Source organism: Bhargavaea ginsengi, assembly GCF_900109165.1.
GTDB lineage: Bacteria > Bacillota > Bacilli > Bacillales_A > Planococcaceae > Bhargavaea > Bhargavaea ginsengi.
Genome location: NZ_FNZF01000001.1, coordinates 130,064 through 147,740, shown reverse-complemented (window position 1 = coordinate 147,740; position 17,677 = coordinate 130,064). Strand labels below are relative to the sequence as shown.

Annotated in this window: 21 protein-coding genes; 18 read left to right on the top strand and 3 right to left on the bottom strand. The window is 54.0% G+C overall.

Annotated features, from left to right (window positions below; genetic code table 11):
- Nucleotides 1-21 precede the first annotated feature (21 nt).
- From BMX91_RS00715 to BMX91_RS00690, 6 genes are all read left to right on the top strand, one after another.
- Nucleotides 22-330: a hypothetical protein gene (locus BMX91_RS00715; RefSeq protein WP_092048829.1), complete on the top strand. Its 309-nt coding sequence runs from the start codon at nt 22-24 to the stop codon at nt 328-330.
- Nucleotides 327-992 (top strand): YneB family resolvase-like protein, encoded by a 666-nt coding sequence (locus BMX91_RS00710; RefSeq protein ID WP_092048826.1) that lies wholly within the window; start codon nt 327-329, stop codon nt 990-992. Before BMX91_RS00715 ends, BMX91_RS00710 begins: the two co-directional genes overlap by 4 nt.
- A gap of 56 nt (nt 993-1,048) precedes the next feature.
- On the top strand, nt 1,049-1,282 hold the full coding sequence (locus BMX91_RS00705; RefSeq protein ID WP_092048824.1) for a DUF896 domain-containing protein: 234 nt from the start codon (nt 1,049-1,051) through the stop codon (nt 1,280-1,282).
- A gap of 92 nt (nt 1,283-1,374) precedes the next feature.
- Nucleotides 1,375-3,372, top strand: a complete 1,998-nt coding sequence (tkt, locus tag BMX91_RS00700) for a transketolase (protein WP_092048822.1) — start codon at nt 1,375-1,377, stop codon at nt 3,370-3,372.
- 157 nt (nt 3,373-3,529) lie between these two features.
- Nucleotides 3,530-3,985 (top strand): hypothetical protein, encoded by a 456-nt coding sequence (locus tag BMX91_RS00695; RefSeq protein WP_092048819.1) that lies wholly within the window; start codon nt 3,530-3,532, stop codon nt 3,983-3,985.
- Between the two features lie 69 nt (nt 3,986-4,054).
- Nucleotides 4,055-4,276 (top strand): YneF family protein, encoded by a 222-nt coding sequence (locus BMX91_RS00690; protein ID WP_092048818.1) that lies wholly within the window; start codon nt 4,055-4,057, stop codon nt 4,274-4,276.
- Between the two features lie 336 nt (nt 4,277-4,612).
- On the opposite strand, the gene BMX91_RS00685 is transcribed toward BMX91_RS00690, so the two are convergent.
- A complete protein-coding gene (locus tag BMX91_RS00685; RefSeq protein WP_092048817.1) occupies nt 4,613-5,578 on the bottom strand; it encodes an alpha/beta hydrolase in 966 nt (321 codons plus the stop codon).
- A gap of 26 nt (nt 5,579-5,604) precedes the next feature.
- Nucleotides 5,605-6,513 (bottom strand): hydroxymethylglutaryl-CoA lyase, encoded by a 909-nt coding sequence (locus BMX91_RS00680; RefSeq protein WP_092048815.1) that lies wholly within the window; start codon nt 6,511-6,513, stop codon nt 5,605-5,607.
- Nucleotides 6,514-6,602: 89 nt separating this feature from the next.
- Here BMX91_RS00680 and BMX91_RS00675 point away from each other — a divergent pair, with 89 nt between their 5' ends.
- Both BMX91_RS00675 and BMX91_RS00670 read left to right on the top strand, forming a co-directional pair.
- On the top strand, nt 6,603-7,787 hold the full coding sequence (locus BMX91_RS00675) for an acetyl-CoA C-acetyltransferase (RefSeq protein ID WP_092050672.1): 1,185 nt from the start codon (nt 6,603-6,605) through the stop codon (nt 7,785-7,787).
- Between the two features lie 22 nt (nt 7,788-7,809).
- Nucleotides 7,810-8,061: a YqkE family protein gene (locus BMX91_RS00670; RefSeq protein WP_092048813.1), complete on the top strand. Its 252-nt coding sequence runs from the start codon at nt 7,810-7,812 to the stop codon at nt 8,059-8,061.
- Nucleotides 8,062-8,094: 33 nt separating this feature from the next.
- Here the strand turns inward: BMX91_RS00670 and BMX91_RS00665 are convergent, their stop codons facing one another.
- Nucleotides 8,095-8,997 carry an aldo/keto reductase gene (locus tag BMX91_RS00665; RefSeq protein WP_092048811.1) on the bottom strand — a complete coding sequence of 301 codons (903 nt, stop codon included), beginning with the start codon at nt 8,995-8,997 and terminating at the stop codon, nt 8,095-8,097.
- 66 nt (nt 8,998-9,063) lie between these two features.
- Here BMX91_RS00665 and BMX91_RS00660 point away from each other — a divergent pair, with 66 nt between their 5' ends.
- The 10 genes from BMX91_RS00660 (at nt 9,064) to BMX91_RS00615 (ending at nt 17,640) form a co-directional block, all read left to right on the top strand.
- Nucleotides 9,064-9,612 carry an NUDIX hydrolase gene (locus BMX91_RS00660; protein WP_092048809.1) on the top strand — a complete coding sequence of 183 codons (549 nt, stop codon included), beginning with the start codon at nt 9,064-9,066 and terminating at the stop codon, nt 9,610-9,612.
- Between the two features lie 54 nt (nt 9,613-9,666).
- Nucleotides 9,667-10,179 carry a hypothetical protein gene (locus BMX91_RS00655; protein WP_092048806.1) on the top strand — a complete coding sequence of 171 codons (513 nt, stop codon included), beginning with the start codon at nt 9,667-9,669 and terminating at the stop codon, nt 10,177-10,179.
- 100 nt (nt 10,180-10,279) lie between these two features.
- On the top strand, nt 10,280-10,741 hold the full coding sequence (gene fur / locus BMX91_RS00650; protein WP_092048804.1) for a ferric iron uptake transcriptional regulator: 462 nt from the start codon (nt 10,280-10,282) through the stop codon (nt 10,739-10,741).
- Nucleotides 10,742-10,808: 67 nt separating this feature from the next.
- Nucleotides 10,809-11,711 (top strand): site-specific tyrosine recombinase XerD, encoded by a 903-nt coding sequence (gene xerD / locus BMX91_RS00645; protein ID WP_092048802.1) that lies wholly within the window; start codon nt 10,809-10,811, stop codon nt 11,709-11,711.
- Between the two features lie 86 nt (nt 11,712-11,797).
- Nucleotides 11,798-12,982, top strand: coding sequence for a phosphopentomutase (gene deoB, locus BMX91_RS00640; protein WP_092048800.1), 1,185 nt, complete (start codon nt 11,798-11,800; stop codon nt 12,980-12,982).
- 16 nt (nt 12,983-12,998) lie between these two features.
- Nucleotides 12,999-14,300 carry a pyrimidine-nucleoside phosphorylase gene (locus tag BMX91_RS00635; protein ID WP_092048798.1) on the top strand — a complete coding sequence of 434 codons (1,302 nt, stop codon included), beginning with the start codon at nt 12,999-13,001 and terminating at the stop codon, nt 14,298-14,300.
- A gap of 298 nt (nt 14,301-14,598) precedes the next feature.
- A complete protein-coding gene (locus BMX91_RS00630) occupies nt 14,599-14,952 on the top strand; it encodes an STAS domain-containing protein (RefSeq protein WP_092048796.1) in 354 nt (117 codons plus the stop codon).
- The gene (gene spoIIAB / locus BMX91_RS00625) at nt 14,942-15,391 is read left to right on the top strand and encodes an anti-sigma F factor (RefSeq protein WP_092048794.1); all 450 of its coding nucleotides are present in this window, start codon (nt 14,942-14,944) and stop codon (nt 15,389-15,391) included. Before BMX91_RS00630 ends, spoIIAB begins: the two co-directional genes overlap by 11 nt.
- A 3-nt stretch (nt 15,392-15,394) precedes the next feature.
- Complete coding sequence (locus BMX91_RS00620) at nt 15,395-16,189, top strand: SigF/SigG family RNA polymerase sporulation sigma factor (RefSeq protein WP_092048792.1); 795 nt, start codon at nt 15,395-15,397, stop codon at nt 16,187-16,189.
- The gene (locus BMX91_RS00615) at nt 16,186-17,640 is read left to right on the top strand and encodes a spore germination protein (protein WP_092048790.1); all 1,455 of its coding nucleotides are present in this window, start codon (nt 16,186-16,188) and stop codon (nt 17,638-17,640) included. The genes BMX91_RS00620 and BMX91_RS00615 overlap by 4 nt, the downstream gene beginning before the upstream one ends.
- The last annotated feature ends 37 nt before the right edge of the window (nt 17,641-17,677 follow it).

Below are 17,677 nucleotides of genomic sequence, written 5' to 3'. Positions count from 1 at the left end.
TCCTGTTAGGAGGGGCCATTTATGAACCTGATCCGCAATTATTCTTACATTGTATTCTTATTTCTGATCGCCATTGTTTCAGTCGCTATGCTGCCGGGACAGGAAGAGCCGGAGCGTGCCATGACCGCCGAAATCCGCGTGAATGCCGGCGATACACTGTTCGCCCTTCATCAGAAAGCGGAAACTTCGCTTCCCGCTGAATTATGGATAGAGGAAGTGCTCAAGATGAACGGCAAACATGATTCGACCATCCTTGCCGGCGAGACGCTTCTCGTGCCCTCTAAAGTGATGTATTCCGATGATATACAGCTGGCCGGTGAGGGAGAGTGAAGCGGGCCCGGACATGTGCTGTATATTGCCGGGTGAGCACTGAGAAAGAGTCCCAGGACATGTCTCTTGAGCGTCAGGAAGAAGAGCTGCGGGCATTTGCAGAAGAGCTTGACTTTGCGGTGACTTCGGTTTTTAAAGACCGGCACAGCGGCTACGATATGGACAGGGACGGTCTACTGGATCTGATCGACCACGTGCGGGAGGGCGAAGCTGACATCGTCCTTGTCCAGGATGAGACCCGTCTCGGACGCGGCAATGCCCGTGTGGCGGTCCTGCACCTCCTGCAGAAGGCAGGGGCATCCACTTATACATACACGGACAAAGGTCCTGCAGCGTTGGATGAGATGGACACGATGCTGCTTGAGATCCTGGCCATCGTAGAGGAATATCAGAGGAAAATGCATAATGCGAAAATCCGCAGGGGCATGCGCAGGGCGGTGGAAAAGGGGTACCGCCCAGAGCAGAATCTGAAAAAGCGGGGCAATCCCGAAGGCCGCGAACGAATTGACGTCCCGCTTGGGGAAATTGTCAGCCTCAGACAGAAAGGCCTGACATTCGAAGAGATTGCTTCTACACTGAGAGGGCTCGGCCATGATGTCAGCAAAGCGACGGTACATCGCCGCTATAGAGAATATATCGAGGAAGAACAGACGAGCGAATGAGTTGCGCTCGTCTGTTTTTTTACTTATGTTTAGGACAAATGGAAAGGGGAGATTTCATGCTTTCACCCGAAAAGCTCGCCCGTATCAATGAATTGGCGAATAAGAAAAAGACTGTCGGACTGACGATGGAAGAAGCGAAGGAACAGACTTTACTCCGCAAGGAATATTTGGGGGTTTTCCGTTCCAATATGAAGCAGACAATCGAAAACGTAACTGTCATTGACCCGGAGGGCAACGACATTACGCCGGACAAAGTAAAACAGCTCAGAAACAACAAATTTCCGAACTGACATCGCCTTCGCCTGAATCAGGTTGTAAAGACCGCCGGGCTCGTCTAAACTTAAAAAGATTCAACTACTTGTTCGTGAAAGGATGTCGAAAGATGGCGAATCATGCCGATGCACTTGCAATCACCACGATCCGGACTCTGTCCATCGATGCGATCGAGAAAGCGAATTCCGGTCACCCGGGACTTCCGATGGGCGCCGCTCCAATGGCGTACACACTGTGGACCAAACATATGAAGCACAATCCTTCGAACCCGCAGTGGTTCAACCGGGACCGCTTTGTCCTCTCCGCAGGACACGGTTCGATGCTTTTGTATTCCCTTCTTCATCTCGGCGGCTACGATCTGCCGATGGAAGAGATCAAGAATTTCCGTCAATGGGGTTCCAAGACTCCTGGCCACCCCGAATACGGTCACACTGATGGAGTGGAAGCGACCACGGGCCCTCTCGGCCAGGGAATCGGCATGGCAGTAGGCATGGCGATGGCGGAACGCCATCTTGCCGCGACGTACAACAAGGACGGCCATGAGATTGTTGACCATCATACCTTCGCACTTTGCGGGGATGGGGACCTTATGGAAGGGGTAGCCTCCGAGGCGATCTCCCTTGCAGGCCACTTGAAGCTGGACAAGCTGATTGTGCTGTACGACAGCAACGACATCTCCCTTGACGGGGAACTCGACATGAGCTTTTCCGAGGATGTCCGCAAGCGCTTCGAGTCGTATGGATGGAATTATCTTCGTGTCGGAGACGGCAACGACATCGATGCAGTTTCCAGTGCCATTGAAGAGGCGAAGGGGAACACGGGCGGACCGACCCTCATCGAAGTAAAGACGATCATCGGTTACGGTTCTCCGAACAAATCCGGTAAAGCGGATGTCCACGGTGCGCCTCTCGGCGAAGACGAAATGAAGCTCGTCAAGGAATACTACAAGTGGACATTCGAGGAAGACTTCCATGTGCCGGAAGAAGTGTATGACACTTTCCGCAAAGCGGCGGAACAGCAAGGCGAGCAGGCGGAAAAACAATGGAACGAGCGCTTTGCATCCTATGAGGAAGCTTATCCCGAAGAAGCGGCTCAGCTGAAGGCTGCGCTGGAAGGCAAGCTTCCTGAAGGATTTGAGGAAAACCTGCCGGCTTATGAGGCCGGTAAATCGGTTGCAACACGCAGCGCTTCAGGCGATATGATCAATGCCCTCGCTGCAGCCGTTCCTTCCCTGTTCGGCGGAAGCGCGGACCTGGCAGGTTCGAACAAGACGATGATCAAGGGTGCAGGAGATTTCTTGCCCGAAAATTACCGCGGCCGCAACATCTGGTTCGGCGTCCGTGAATTCGCGATGGGTGCAGCACTTAATGGTATGGCCCTTCACGGCGGACTCCGCGTATTCGGAGGCACATTCTTCGTGTTCAGCGATTATGTGCGTCCTGCGGTCCGGTTGTCGGCACTGATGGGTGTCCCGGTCACTTACGTATTCACACATGACAGCATTGCTGTCGGTGAAGACGGACCGACCCATGAGCCGGTTGAACACCTTGCTTCACTTCGCGCAATGCCGGGTCTTTCTGTAATCCGTCCGGCTGACGGAAACGAAACGGCCGCCGCTTGGAAACTTGCGGTTTCATCCGAAAACAAGCCGACGGTTCTCGTGCTTTCCCGCCAGAATCTGCCGGTCCTCGAACACTCGGCAGAGCGTGCGATGGAAGGTGTCAGAAAAGGTGCCTATATCGTATCCGAGGCGCAGGGAGGCAAGCTTGACGGAATCCTTCTCGCAACAGGTTCGGAGGTCAGCCTTGCGGTTGAAGCGCAGAAGCAACTCCTGGAAGAGGGCGTTCATGTACGGGTCGTTTCGATGCCTTCATGGGACCGCTTCGAAGAACAGGAAGCTTCCTACAAGGAAGAGGTGCTTCCGAAATCCGTGACGAAGCGTCTTGCAATCGAGATGGGTGCTTCCCTCGGATGGCACAAGTACACCGGATTTGAAGGCGATGTGCTTGCCATCGATACATTCGGTGCGAGCGCACCGGGCGGCACGGTCATGAAAGAATATGGCTTTACGCCTGAAAACGTAACATCCCGCTTTAAACAGCTTTGATAAAAAGGAGGGCATCCGTTTTGGATGTCCTCCTTTTTGTCGGTTCTATCATACGCCCAACTCCGGACAATTCGACAAAACTAGAGGGGTTCTTCTCCGCACTCTGACATCTTTTTTCCGCATACCGGGATATGATGTTGAAAAAGGGGTGGCAGTCATGCGCGAATACATTATTTATGAAGTAAAAAACGCCCACCAGCCATTTGTATTGGGAAGGGAACGGATGCTGGAGGAACTTCTGGCGGTGGAAGGAGAAGAAAGTCCGGAAGTCCGCTTTCTTTGCCATGAGGTGGATCCCGACCGGGTCATGCTCCAGTTAAAGCACCGGATGGGGAGGAGGTTTCCCGAGGTGGGGCGGGAGGGGGGCCTGCTCCGCCTCCATCATCCGGTAAAAGGGACGATCCGGATCGGTTTCGGCGATTACAGCCTGACTGCCCGCTGCGAGGGAACCAGAATGCTTGATCTTGACCTGTTCGCAGGGTTGTCAGGTCTCAGCGGGGGGTATTTTGCAGTCCGTGGGGGAAGCGGGGAGTGCGGCTGGCTGAAGCCGGTGAAATTCTGGGAAAATGGTGTCGGAACGAGCCGTCAATTGTGCGGAAATAGTAGTATCTGATTCCGGAATGTTGTATACTTCTCCTTGGTGCACATTCCGTGAAACTGATGGCACGAAGGAGGAACCACAATGGCGACCGTTTGGTGGATCGTTCTGCTCATCGTCGCGTTGCTCGCCGGGGTGGCTCTCGGCTTTTTCATCGCTCGCAGATATATGATGAATTACCTGAAAGAGAACCCGCCGATCAACGAACAGATGCTCCGCATGCTGATGATGCAAATGGGAATGAAACCTTCCCAGAAGAAAATCAATCAAATGCTGGCACAGATGAACAAAATGAGCGACAAATAATGACAGCGTCCTTTCCTTTAGGAAGGGCGTTTTTATTAATGAAAAAAGAGAAATGAGCGTCACAGAGAAATTTCTGTGACGCTCATTTTTTTCAGGAATCGCAAAAGAATATGCTCCGGTGAAACATCATTAACAGAGCGTGAGCGTGGACATCTCAAGCGCCGAACGGCAGCGGGAGTGCCACCTCAGCAGGACATTCGCGAAAGTACACCAAGACGCCGCGAAAGTACACTATCGAGTGCCGAAAGTACACTATCGAGTGCCGAAAGTACACTATGCTGCCGGGAAAGTACACCAAACTCCCGAGAAAGTACACCATCCCGAGGCCGCCGCCGTTCAGGCAATCCCCGGCCGGCTGTCGGCACTGTAAGGAAAGAGCCCGTGTTCTTCGAGGAATGCTCTGACAGTCTGTTCATATTCCTCTGTGTTTTCATTAAAGGACTGGGCATGCGCCCCTTTTTCAAACAGCCGGATCGATTTGGGCTCCGGCTTCAGTTCGTAGAGTTCCTTCGTCATCTCCGGCAGGATAAAATCGTCTTCCAGACTGTGGATGAAAAGCACGGGTCTATGGATGCTGGCGACTGACTGCCTCGGGGAGACGAGGTCCAGCGTATAGCCGTCCCGCACTTTCAGGAACACATTGGCAAGCCGGATGGCGAAACCGGTCCGCAGCGGCGTAGATCGTCTCAAGATATGGAGGACCTGCTCGGTAAAGTCAGAAAATGGGCAATCGGCTATGTAGAAGTCAGCTTCATCTCCGACACCGCCCGCGTATAGGAGAGATGTCGCCGCCCCCATGGATTCCCCATGAACGCCGATGATCGCCTCTTGTCCCACAAAATTCCGGAGCTCATCGATGACGGCACCAAGATCTGTCTTTTCATAATGTCCGAAACTGGTCGTACGGCCCTCAGAATCCCCATGCCGGCGGTGATCGTAAATGACGGAATTAAAGCCGAGCCGTTCAAACATCCGGGCATACTTGACCGAATTGATCTTATTTTCCGTTACGCCGTGGGATATGACGACGTAATGGCTGGTTTCCAGCGGTTCCAGCAACACGGCTTTTAGCCGGTAGCCGTTTGGGGAATTCACCCAGCGCTCTGTTTTGCTGACGGCATTGTACCATCCCTCATCAAAGCGCTTTGCTGAAATTTCCCGCTGGAGGATCACATCGTCTTCTTTCTTCTTCATGTACATCAGCCGGTTCGTGGCAAGGAGGCCGACCGCCGATCCGACAGCAGCTGAAATGCCTGTCATGATGCCGGTGACAGTCAGCCAGCGCTTCGTGCTTATCCCCATTGCATAGCCTCCTTCATGTATGGCTGTTACCCCATACGTTGTGCATTCTTATATAGTGTATACATCCCCGTGCCGATTGGGCGCGAAACGTGAGGCGCCACTTCATCGACAGCGCGGCAGATGCCGTCAGCCGAAATACCGGTTTCAATGCCCATGCGTTCCAGCATATTGACAACATCTTCGGTTGCGACATTACCAGTCGCGCCCGGTGCAAACGGACATCCGCCGAGACCTCCGGCAGAAGCATCAAATCTGTCGACACCTGCCTGGAGTGCCGCGAAGATGTTGGCGAGTGCCATTTTCCGCGTGTCGTGGAAGTGTGCAGTCAGCAGCATCTCCGGAAGCTCATCTTTTAGACGTCTGAACAGGTTGTAACTTTCTTCTGGTGTCGCCATACCGATCGTGTCAGCCACACTCAGTTCGTCCGCCCCCAGTTCAGCGAACCGTTTGCACAGACTGAGCGTCCGTTCGGGATCAACAGGTCCTTCAAACGGACAATGGAATGCGGTCGAGATGCAGGCCCTCACAAACAGGCCGTCCTCTTTCATTTTCCGGATTTGCGGAGCCAGCTGTTCCATGCTTTCTTCGGTCGTCCTGTTAATATTTTTCTTATTAAATGCATCCGTGACTCCGACAAACACGGCGATGCTTGCGGCGCCGGCAGCCCTGGCATTATCGATACCGCGCTCGTTTGGCGCCAGCACGAACTGCCTGCCTGTCCGCGCTGCCCCCGCCATGATATCCGCTGAATCCCCCATTTGCGGCACCCATTTCGGAGAGACGAAAGACGTGAGTTCCATTTCACTGACGCCTGCATCCTGCAAGGCGCGGATGAAACGGAGCTTCACCTCCGTCGGAACCTGGTTTTTTTCATTCTGAAGGCCGTCCCTCGGGCCGACCTCGATTATTACTGCTTGTTTTGGTAGACTTAACATGACAAACCCCCTCCTTGTTTTCATTGTAAGGATGAGGGCTGGGCGGGGCAAGGCAAGAAGCATGATGAATGGAAAGGGGACATGGGGAAATGACAAAAGAAGTTGTAATTGTAAGCGCTGTACGGACAGCGATCGGGACATTCCTTGGGTCGCTTAAAGATATTCCGGCAACCGAGCTTGGAGGCATCGCGATCCGTGAAGCACTTTCCCGCGCGGGAGTGGACGGGGAGCATGTCGATGAAGTCATTATGGGGAATGTCCTCCAGGCAGGACTCGGGCAAAACCCGGCCCGCCAGGCATCGATCAAGGCGGGCCTTCCGGAAACTGTACCGTCATTGACAATCAATAAAGTATGCGGTTCCGGACTGAAGGCGGTGCACTTGGCTGCACAGGCGATCAAGGCGGGGGACGCCGATATCATCGTGGCGGGCGGCATGGAAAATATGAGCCAGGCGCCTCATCTTCTTAAAGGCGCGCGTGACGGCTTTAAGATGGGTGACCAGAAGATGATCGACAGTATGATTTCGGATGGTCTCTGGTGCGCGTTCAACGATTATCATATGGGCATCACCGCGGAAAATCTGTGCGACCGTTATGGCATCAGCAGAGAAGAGCAGGACGAGTTTGCGGCACGATCACAGGAACGGGCAGCTGCTGCTATTGAAGCCGGCCGCTTCAAGGATGAAATTGTGCCTGTTGAAATCCCGCAGCGCAAAGGAGATCCCATAGTCTTTGACACTGATGAACACGTGAAAGCGGGTTCCACGGCGGAGAAACTGGCGAAACTCCGGCCTGCCTTCAAAAAAGAGGGCAGTGTCACTGCAGGAAATGCTTCCGGAATCAATGACGGTGCAGCGGCGTTTGTCGTAATGTCAAAAGAGAGGGCAGATGAGCTGGGAATTGAGCCGCTAGCAATCATTTCGGCAAATGGAAATGCCGGCGTAGATCCGGCCGTGATGGGCATCGGTCCGGTCCAGGCAGTGAAAAATGCGCTTGGAAAAGCAGGGCTGGAGCTGAAGGACATGGACCTGGTCGAAGCGAACGAGGCGTTTGCAGCCCAGTCCATTGCCGTCGACCGTGAACTTGGGTTCGATCATGATAAACTGAATGTGAACGGCGGCGCGATTGCACTCGGACACCCGATCGGCGCGAGCGGTGCCAGGATACTTGTCAGCCTGCTTCATGAAATGAAGCGGCGGGACGCAAAGACCGGCCTTGCCACCCTCTGCATCGGGGGCGGACAGGGTGTCGCGACGGTAGTGCGCCGTCCCTGAACTTTAGGAAGAAGGTGACTCGATGGCCAAAAAGAAGCCACAACAGCGTAAGCCGGCTGCCACAAAGCAGGACAGCCATCCGACTCTCGCCGACAGTCTGGGCGGAGATACGCTGGACAAGCTTAAAGAGGCAAAGCAGGCTCTTCTCAGAAACGAAAAGGAAGAAGAGGAAAAACGCCTCGCCCAGAAGGCAAAAGAACGCCGTGATCGGGAAAAGAACATGTCGTTCGGTGAATTGCTGGAAAAATACGGCGACGGGCCGTCCAAGTATTGACGGAACTGATGAATACAGGGAAGCACCGGGAAATCATTCCCGGTGCTTTTCATATTGCTGTTCGGTTGTCAGGGCGGCATATGCCCGAACAGTGTCACTGTCCGGCAGATTGTCATAGGCCCGGAGGGTTTCTTTGAGCTGCTCTTCACTGCTGGCACCTGTGATGGCGGAAGCCACTGTTTTGTTTTCCAGTACAAAACCAAGAGCCGCCCCATGGAGATTGCCCGGAAGCAGCCGGAATTGAGCCGACAGTTCACGGAGTTCACCGGAAGTGAACGAGAGGTAACCGTCCATTTGTTCCGCCCGTTGTTCAGACTCGGCTGTCAGCAGGCCTTTGGCTAGTGGCCCGCGTGCGACGACCGATGCGCCCGCACCGCTGATGTCGCCGAACCATTCCTCCGGCCGGCGGTCAAGCAGGCTGTACTGCATCATATTCGAAACTGCGGAGCTCTTTTTGAGAAACGGCAGGAATACATTCGGACGGATGGATGAGATGCCGTAATGCCGGATCAGTCCTTCCCGCTTCAGTTCTTCGAATACGTCGACCACGGCTTCCAGGTCATCATCGGCCGTCCCGCCGTGGAGCTGGTACACATCAATATAGTCGGTGCCGAGCCGCTTGAGGCTTTCCCTGACGGATTTATGGATATGCGCAGGAGATGGGTCCCAATCCCATCCGTCTTTACCGTCTGTCCACCGGTTTCCGACCTTTGTGGCAAGGACAATGTCCGCCCGACGGCTTCCGAGCGCCTTGCCGAGCAGTTCCTCATTCCGTCCCTTCATATAGAGATCCGCCGTGTCAAAGTAATTGATGCCTGCATCGAGAGCGGCTGAGACAATCCGTTCCGCCTGCAAGGCATCGTCCGGAAGCGACATGCATCCCAGACCGATTTCCGAAATGTCCGGACCTGTTTTTCCGAGTTTCCGTGTCTTCATCGTATCCCCTCCCGAATCCATAGTATAATGAATGCGCAAAGACGACCAACAGAAAGGGATGGGCCAATGGATAAGTTTGAAGAACGGACGGTACATACAGAGACGATCTACGACGGCAAGATTATCCGTCTTGAAATCGATGATGTCATCCTGCCGGACGGCAAGCCCGCGAAAAGGGAACTCGTCCGGCACCCGGGGGCTGTGGCACTGATCCCGGTCACCGATGATGGCAAGCTTGTCATGGTTGAACAGTACCGGAAGGCGCTCGGAACAACACTCCTTGAAGTGCCTGCAGGGAAGCTCGAACCCGGAGAAGCACCCGAAGTAACGGCCCGACGGGAATTGGAAGAGGAGACCGGCTATGCATGCAGGAACCTGGAGCCGGTGACAACATTTGCAACCTCACCCGGATTTGCAGATGAAACGATCCATCTTTTTGCCGCAACCGGGCTCCGGAAAATCGACAATCCGGCAGCCGGTGATGAAGACGAGTTTGTCGAGCTGCTTGAAATTACTGTGGAGGAAGCGGCGGCGATGCTGGATCAAGGGAAAATCCGTGACGCAAAAACCGCTTTCTCCATTTTATGGGCGGAGCGTGCCGGGATAGGGAAATGACATGTCGGGGAGCGGACAGGCATAGGTTGTACAAATCCTCCGGAGGTGCAGCCCATGCAGCGATCGCTCCCTTTTCTTTACCTGCTCACACTACTCATCATCGGGTTTACGGGCGGGACCATCCTGTTCCGCTATGCGGAAGCGGGCATGGCGGAAACGGTAACCGTATTCCTAGATCCGCGGCTCGACCTCGCGGCTCCGGCAAAGCCGTATCGTGCTCTGCTTTCTTTTCTGGCATTCCATGTGCTTGCCCTGTTCCTGGCATCCCACGCCGCGCTCCGTCATGCGGTCATGTTCATCGCCGGCCTAAGGGCGGTTTTCTTCGGTTTTGCTTCGACTTATCTGATCAGCCAGGAAGGAGCGCTCACTTTTTACGCGGCGTGGTGGTTTCCGGCACAGTTGCTTCTGACACTGCTGTTCACCCTGTTCTGCATGAACCTCTCCCCCCCGTTCATGCTGAAAAATTATTTCAGCAGGCACCGGAAAGAGGCGGTGATCAGAATCGCGGCCCTGTCGGCTGCCATACTTGCAGCGGAAATCGGGATGTTCATATTCCTTGATAATTGAAAATGATTATCATATTGTAATGATTGTTGTTAATTAACTGGAACTCTTGTAACCATCCGACCAGGTTGATATAATAGGGACAGTTTGAGGGGGGCGTCTCATGGAAAGCCGGATTGAACGCATAAAAAAGCAGCTCCACAATGCTAAATACAAACTGACGCCCCAGCGCGAAGCCACGGTCACTGTACTGCTGGAGCATGAGGAAGACCATCTCAGCGCAGAGGATGTCTATCTGCTCGTCAAGGATAAGTCGCCCGAAATCGGGCTGGCGACAGTATACCGGACATTGGAGCTGCTGACCGAACTGAAAGTCGTTGACAAAATCAACTTTGGAGACGGGGTTTCCCGTTTTGATTTGCGGCAGGAAGGCGCTGCCCATTTCCATCACCACCTGGTCTGCATCGAGTGCGGCGCGGTGGATGAGATTCAGGAAGACCTGTTGGGTGACGTCGAGCAGATCGTCGAAGACCGTTGGAACTTCCGAATCAAAGATCACAGGCTTACTTTCCACGGCATCTGCAGCCGTTGCAGCGATGAAACAAAAGAAAACGAACCGGAATAACAGAAATGGACAGGATGGCGAAAGCTGTCCTTTTTTCATATTGGAAAAGCCGGAAAGGGGAGAGAACATGAAAGAGGCGGAAGATGCGCTGAATGACTACTTGCATTTTCTCAGAGTCGAGCGCCAGCTGGCGGATAACACGATCGGATCGTACAAAAGGGACCTGCTCGGGTATATCCGCCATCTTGAAAAGGTGGAGCTGCCCGGCAGCCTGGACAACGTATCGAGACCTGATATCCTGCGCTATCTGCAAGTCCTGGAAGAATCCGGGAAGTCACCCCGTACGATCTCCCGGCACATTTCTTCCATCCGCTCTTTCCATCAGTTTCTGGTAAGGGAGCGGATTACCTCTGCCGACCCGACAATCCAGCTGGACCTGCCGAAGCTCGAGATGAAACTGCCGCGTGTGTTGTCCGTAGGGGAAGTTGATTCCCTTATCGCGGCCCCGGACCGTTCCAAGCCCGCGGGTGTGCGGGATCGTGCGATGCTGGAAATGCTGTACGGAACCGGCATGCGGGTCAGCGAGTGCATAGGGATGAATACAGGAGATGTCCATCTTTCCATGGGGTTTGCCCGTGTATTCGGAAAAGGCGGCAAGGAGCGCATTGTCCCGCTCGGAAGAACAGCGATTGATGCCATCACTGAGTATATTGGCCAGGCGAGGCCTACAATGATGAAAGGGGATCGTGCCCAGGACGCGCTGTTTGTCAATGCGAGGGGTGGCCGTCTGACCCGCCAAGGGGTCTGGAAACTATTAAACCAGCATGCCCGAAAGGCCGGAATCACGAAAGAACTCACACCGCACATTCTGAGACATTCATTCGCCACACACTTGGTGGAAAACGGTGCGGATCTGCGTGCAATCCAGGAAATGCTCGGTCATGCCGACATCTCGACGACGCAAATTTACACTCACGTCAGCAAGAATCGGCTTAAAGACGTTTACAGCAAATTTCATCCGCGGGCATGAAGCGGGAAAATGTGACGTCAGACCTCTGATTTGTGGTACAGTATTCTTGTAAAGGGTATACGTAGTGCCAAGGAGGTTATGCGACAATGACAGCGCAACCATTTAAACGAATTCATCTGATCGTACTTGATTCTGTAGGCATCGGCGAGGCACCGGATGCCGCTGATTTCGGTGACGAAGGATCAGATACGCTCGGCCATATCGCCGAAACGACCGGCGGACTCAATATGCCGAACATGGCAGGCCTCGGCCTGGCTAACATCCGCCCTCTTAAAGGACTTGAGGCTGCGGAAAACCCGGCCGGCTATTTTGGCCGTATGCAGGAAGCATCGGTCGGCAAAGATACGATGACCGGACATTGGGAAATCATGGGCCTGAACATCGATAAGCCATTCAAGGTCTACCCGGATGGATTCCCGGAAGGGCTTGTGAAGGAACTTGAGGAGCGGACCGGCCGCAAGGTGATCGGAAACAAGCCGGCAAGCGGCACAGCCATTATTGACGAGCTTGGCCCGCTGCATATGGAGTCCGGCGGTCTCATCGTCTATACATCGGCGGATCCTGTGCTGCAGATTGCTGCACATGAAGGTGTCATCCCGATCGGGGAACTCTATGAAATCTGCGAGATTGCAAGAGAGATCACCCTAAAGCCGGAATACCTTGTCGGCCGGGTCATTGCCAGGCCGTTTATCGGGGAACCGGGCAACTTCACCCGGACGACCAACAGGCACGACTACGCTCTGAAGCCATTTGGCCGCACGGTTATGAATGAGCTTCAGGATGGCGGTTTTCAAGTTATCGCAGTTGGCAAAATCTCAGATATTTTCAATGGTGAAGGCGTGACCGATTCGGTCAGGACGTCATCAAACATGGATGGCGTAGACAAGCTGCTCGAAGTGATGGGCCGTGATTTTGAAGGGCTGTCGTTTACGAACCTGGTTGATTTCGATGCGCTGTTCGGCCATCGCCGCGATCCGGAAGGCTACGGAAACGCACTTGCCGAATTCGACGCGAGGCTGCCTGAGATCATGGATGCCCTTGGCGAAGATGACCTGCTGATCATCACCGCTGACCACGGCAACGACCCTACAGCTCCGGGAAGCGATCATACGCGGGAGTATGTACCGATCATCATGGCTTCCCCGAGATTCAATGCAGGAGGAGAGCTGCCTCTGCAGAAAACTTTCGCCTCAGTCGGTGCGACGGTTGCCGATAACTTCGGCGTGAAGAAACCGGAGTTCGGCAAAAGCTATCTTCCAGTTTTGAAATGAAAGCAGGTGGACAGACATGAGAATGGTTGACATCATCACAAAGAAAAGAGACGGCGGCAGACTATCGGAAGAGGAGATCCGGTTCTTCATCAATGGAATTACGGATGATTCGGTACCTGACTATCAGGCGAGCGCCCTGCTGATGGCCATCTACTTCGAAGGAATGGCTGAAGAAGAGCAGGCATTGCTTACCGAAGCAATGGTGGATTCGGGAGACCGGATCGACCTTTCGGGAATAGAGGGCACGCTTGTCGACAAGCACTCCACTGGAGGAGTGGGCGACACAACGACACTCATCCTGGGCCCGATGGTTGCGGCCTGCGGCGTGCCGGTCGCCAAGATGAGCGGCCGCGGACTCGGCCACACCGGCGGAACATTGGATAAGCTTGAATCGATCGACGGCTTCCATATCGAACTGACTGAAAAACAGTTCGCTGACCAGGTGAACAGCCTGAAGCTTGCAGTGATCGGGCAAAGCGGAAACCTTACTCCGGCGGACAAAAAGCTGTATGCGCTCAGAGATGTGACCGCGACTGTGGACAGCATTCCGCTGATCGCAAGTTCAATCATGAGCAAGAAAATCGCAGCGGGAGCGGATGCCATCGTCCTTGACGTCAAGACGGGCGAAGGGGCGTTCATGAAGACCGAAGAAGATGCCAGAAGGCTTGCTGAAGCAATGGTGGGCATCGGCAACGCCGTCGGACGCAAGACGATGGCGGTCATCTCGGATATGAGCCAGCCGCTTGGCTACGCAATAGGCAACGCGCTTGAAGTGAAAGAGGCGATCGATACTCTGAAAGGCGAAGGCCCGGATGATCTCACCCGGCTCTGCATCGAGCTTGGCAGCCGCATGGTCGTAGCTGGAGGAAAAGCCGGAAGCATCGAAGAAGCGGAAGGCATGATCCGGCAAGTGATCAATGACGGTTCGGCACTTGCCCTGTTCCGCAAGTTCATTGAGGCTCAAGGCGGCAATCCGGATATTGCGGATGACCCTTCGAAGCTTCCGTCGGCATCTGAAGTTATCGAGTTCCAAGCCGAGACGGATGGTTATGTCCAGTCCATCGGTGCTGATGACATCGGACTGGCTGCGATGCACCTGGGAGCGGGGCGTGCGACCAAGGATGAACAGATTGACCTTGGCGTCGGGATCGTCCTTAAGAAAAAGGTTGGAGATGCTGTTCAGAAAGGTGAGCCCCTTGCTGAGATCCATACAAACGGCAAAGGCACCGAAACCGCGATTCGCATGCTCAAAGAGCACATTATCGTCGGTTCAGAAAAAGCAGACGCACCTGCGCTCATCCACGGTGATATCCAATAATTCAATCCATCTAGCAAACACTCCGGAAAGAGACCTTTCCGGAGTGTTTTTTCGTATATAAGGATTTTAGTTAAGATTGGGCGTCTGAGAGCTAAGAAAGTCCTATGGGACGTCGGACCATCCAATTACAAAACATATCTTATAACTGTTATTTCCACGTATAAATCCGTTTCCGGAAGGGCAGGCTTGGACGGCGAAGGCTGCCGTGGCCGAAATTTGCCGGATTTCCACTAGTTTCGTCGAGTGCAAGGAGTCCGGGAGGCGGCCGTTGAATTACGAGCCAAAAGGGGGCATCCATATGAATCATATGACATTGGCACCAGGCGGTATTGTAATTGTCCGCCCAGCAGGAGAATTGGATCACCATACAGCAGACAGCATTAAACGGGAAGTCAGCAGGCTGATTTTTGGGGGGAAGGCGACAGGCATCATTTGGGATCTCGGGAACCTCCAATTCATGGACAGCGCAGGCATCGGACTGATCTTGGGGCGGATGAGGGATCTCGGTGCGGTCGATGGTGGGACGGTCATCCTGAACCCGTCACCGACGATGCGGAAAATGTTCGAACTTTCAGGACTGGGCAGCCATTTGGCAGAAGGCACGGAAGAAGATGCGATGAAACGGTTGGGAGGGATCCTTCATGGAAAATGAAATGACGCTATCGTTTGCGGCGATCAGTGAAAACGAAGCACTTGCCCGCATGACGCTCACCTTCTTTGTGGCACCGCTTGATCCGACACTGGAGGAAATCTCGGAGTACAAGACGGTCATCTCGGAAGCGGTGACGAATGCCATCATTCACGGGTATGAGGAGCAGCGTACCGGAATCGTCCGGGTCCATGCCATCCTGGACGGAAGGGAAGTGACTGTCACCATCAGCGACGAAGGCGGCGGGATCGACAATGTGGAAGAGGCGATGCAGCCGATGTACACATCCAAGCCCGAACGTGAGCGCTCAGGGATGGGCTTTACGATCATGGAGAGCTTTACGGACAATCTGACGGTCGATTCCCGCCGGGGCAGCGGAACCACCGTCACCTTCAAGAAAAAATTCTCTCCCGTGCAGGAAGCCTGCTCGTCGGTGGGATGACGGATGCAGGAGCATGTAGAACAGCGAAAACCGCCACTCTTGACACAGGAGACGATGAGAGAACTGATTCAGGAAGCCCAGTCCGGAAACTCCGAGGCGCGGCGGGTCATGGTCGAAGGCAATACGAGGCTCGTCTGGTCCATCGTACAACGATTTTCATCGAGGGGCGTGGAGCTGGACGATCTTTACCAGATTGGCTGCATCGGGCTGCTGAAGGCGGTCGACAAGTTCGACCTGAGTTTTGAAGTCAAGTTCTCAACATATGCCGTTCCGATGATTATCGGGGAGATCCAGCGCTTTCTCCGCGATGACGGCATGGTTAAAGTAAGCCGGTCGATCAGGGAACTGAACTTCAAGATCCGCCATGCGACCGATGACTTCCTGAAAGAACATGAGCGCTCCCCGACCATTTCAGAAATCGCTGCGGTCCTGGAAGTTCCCGTTTCCGATGTCATCGTCGCAATGGACGCGATGAAGGACCCGGCATCTCTCCAGGAACAGCTGTATGAAGGCGAGGGGGACTCGGTCACACTGATGGACCAGGTCCGTGACGAACGTTCGGAAAAAGGGTTTGAGCACATTCCGCTAAAAGATATCATCTCAAGGCTTGACCCGAGGGACCGGACGATCATCATCATGAGGTTTTATATGGACTGCACGCAAAGTGACATCGCAGAACGGCTGGGCATTTCCCAGGTGCAGGTGTCGCGTCTTGAAAAGAAGATTCTTTCGAAAATGAAATCGTATATGAGGCCTGACCTCGTGAAGGAGCCTGTGGAGTCGAAAGGAGAAGGGTGACGATCGAAAGGCTATATGACAGCAGAGAACTGGCAAAAGAAGAGCTCGGCGGCTTATTCGGCAAGGGAGAGTCCTATGATTTCGTCATGTTGGACATTCATATCCGCCAGGAGCCTGCCACGATCGTCTTTATGAACGGATTGATCAGCTCAGACGTCACAGCACAGCTTCTGACCTCCATGCAGATGTCGGATATCTGGGATGAGCTGGAGGAGAAGATCACCCGGGAAAATTTTCTGACCTATTTCCCGTTCCATGCAGTCGAGCCGGCGAAGGACAAAAATGCCATGATCGACTCGATTCTGAGCGGACAGATTATCTTCATCATGGAGGACGGTTCTGTTTTCCAGGTCGACGTCCGGGAGTATCCGGGCAGGCAGCCGGAAGAGCCGGATAATGAAAAAGTCATACGTGGTTCAAGAGACGGCTTCACGGAAAACATCATCCTGAATACAGCCCTAATCAGAAGGCGTCTTCGTGATCCGCAGCTGCGTTTTGAAATTCAGCGGGTGACGGAGCGGGGCCGGACGGATATCGCGATCGGCTATCTTAAAGGTGTCGCAAGCGAGGAGCATCTCGACATGCTCAAGAAGCGGCTGGCGGAAATTGACCATGACGGGCTGACGATGTCGGACAAACAGCTGGAAGAGCTGCTGTTCAAGCAGAAATTCCACCCGGTACCGTTTGTGCGGTTTACCGAAAGGCCGGATATCGCTGCAGCCCATCTGCTGGAAGGCCATATCGCGATTGTCGTTGATACGTCTCCGTCGGTCCTCCTCATTCCGGTGACCATTTTTCATCACCTTCAGCACGCGGAGGAATTCCGCCAGGCACCGCTCATCGGAACAGGTGTTCGCGCAATCCGCTTTTCCGGGATCCTGATGGCCGTCTTTTTACTTCCGTTCTGGTATCTGCTTGTCAAGCATCCGGAGTTCGTGCCGAAAGCGCTGGATTTTGTCGGGCCGAAGGAGAGTGGAGAAATTCCGCTGCTGTTCCAGATTATCGCGGCAGACATTGGAGTTGAATTCATGCGTCTCGCCGCAATTCATACCCCGACGCCTCTGTCCACGGCACTCGGCCTGATCGCGGCTGTAATTCTGGGGCAGATGGCAGTCGACGTCGGACTGTTCACCGCAGAAGTCATCCTGTATGTCGCACTGACGGCTGTCGTAACATTCGCGATCCCCTCGTATGAGCTAAGCATTTCCGCGAAGATTTTCAGAACGGTGCTGCTCATACTGACGGCTCTGGCAGGGCCTCCCGGCTTTTTTGCGGGAGGAGTCATCCTATTCTGGTATCTCTGCTCCATCAAGCCGATGGGCGTTCCGTATCTCTGGCCTCTCGCACCGTTTTTCCCGAAGGCGTTCGGCCGGGTGATTGTCCGGTATCCTATGATCGGAAGCTCGCTGAGGCCTTACATTACGGATTCTCCGAGAAGACAGCGCAGCTGATGACCGATTGCACGTTCGCCCCCTTCATGGTAAAGTT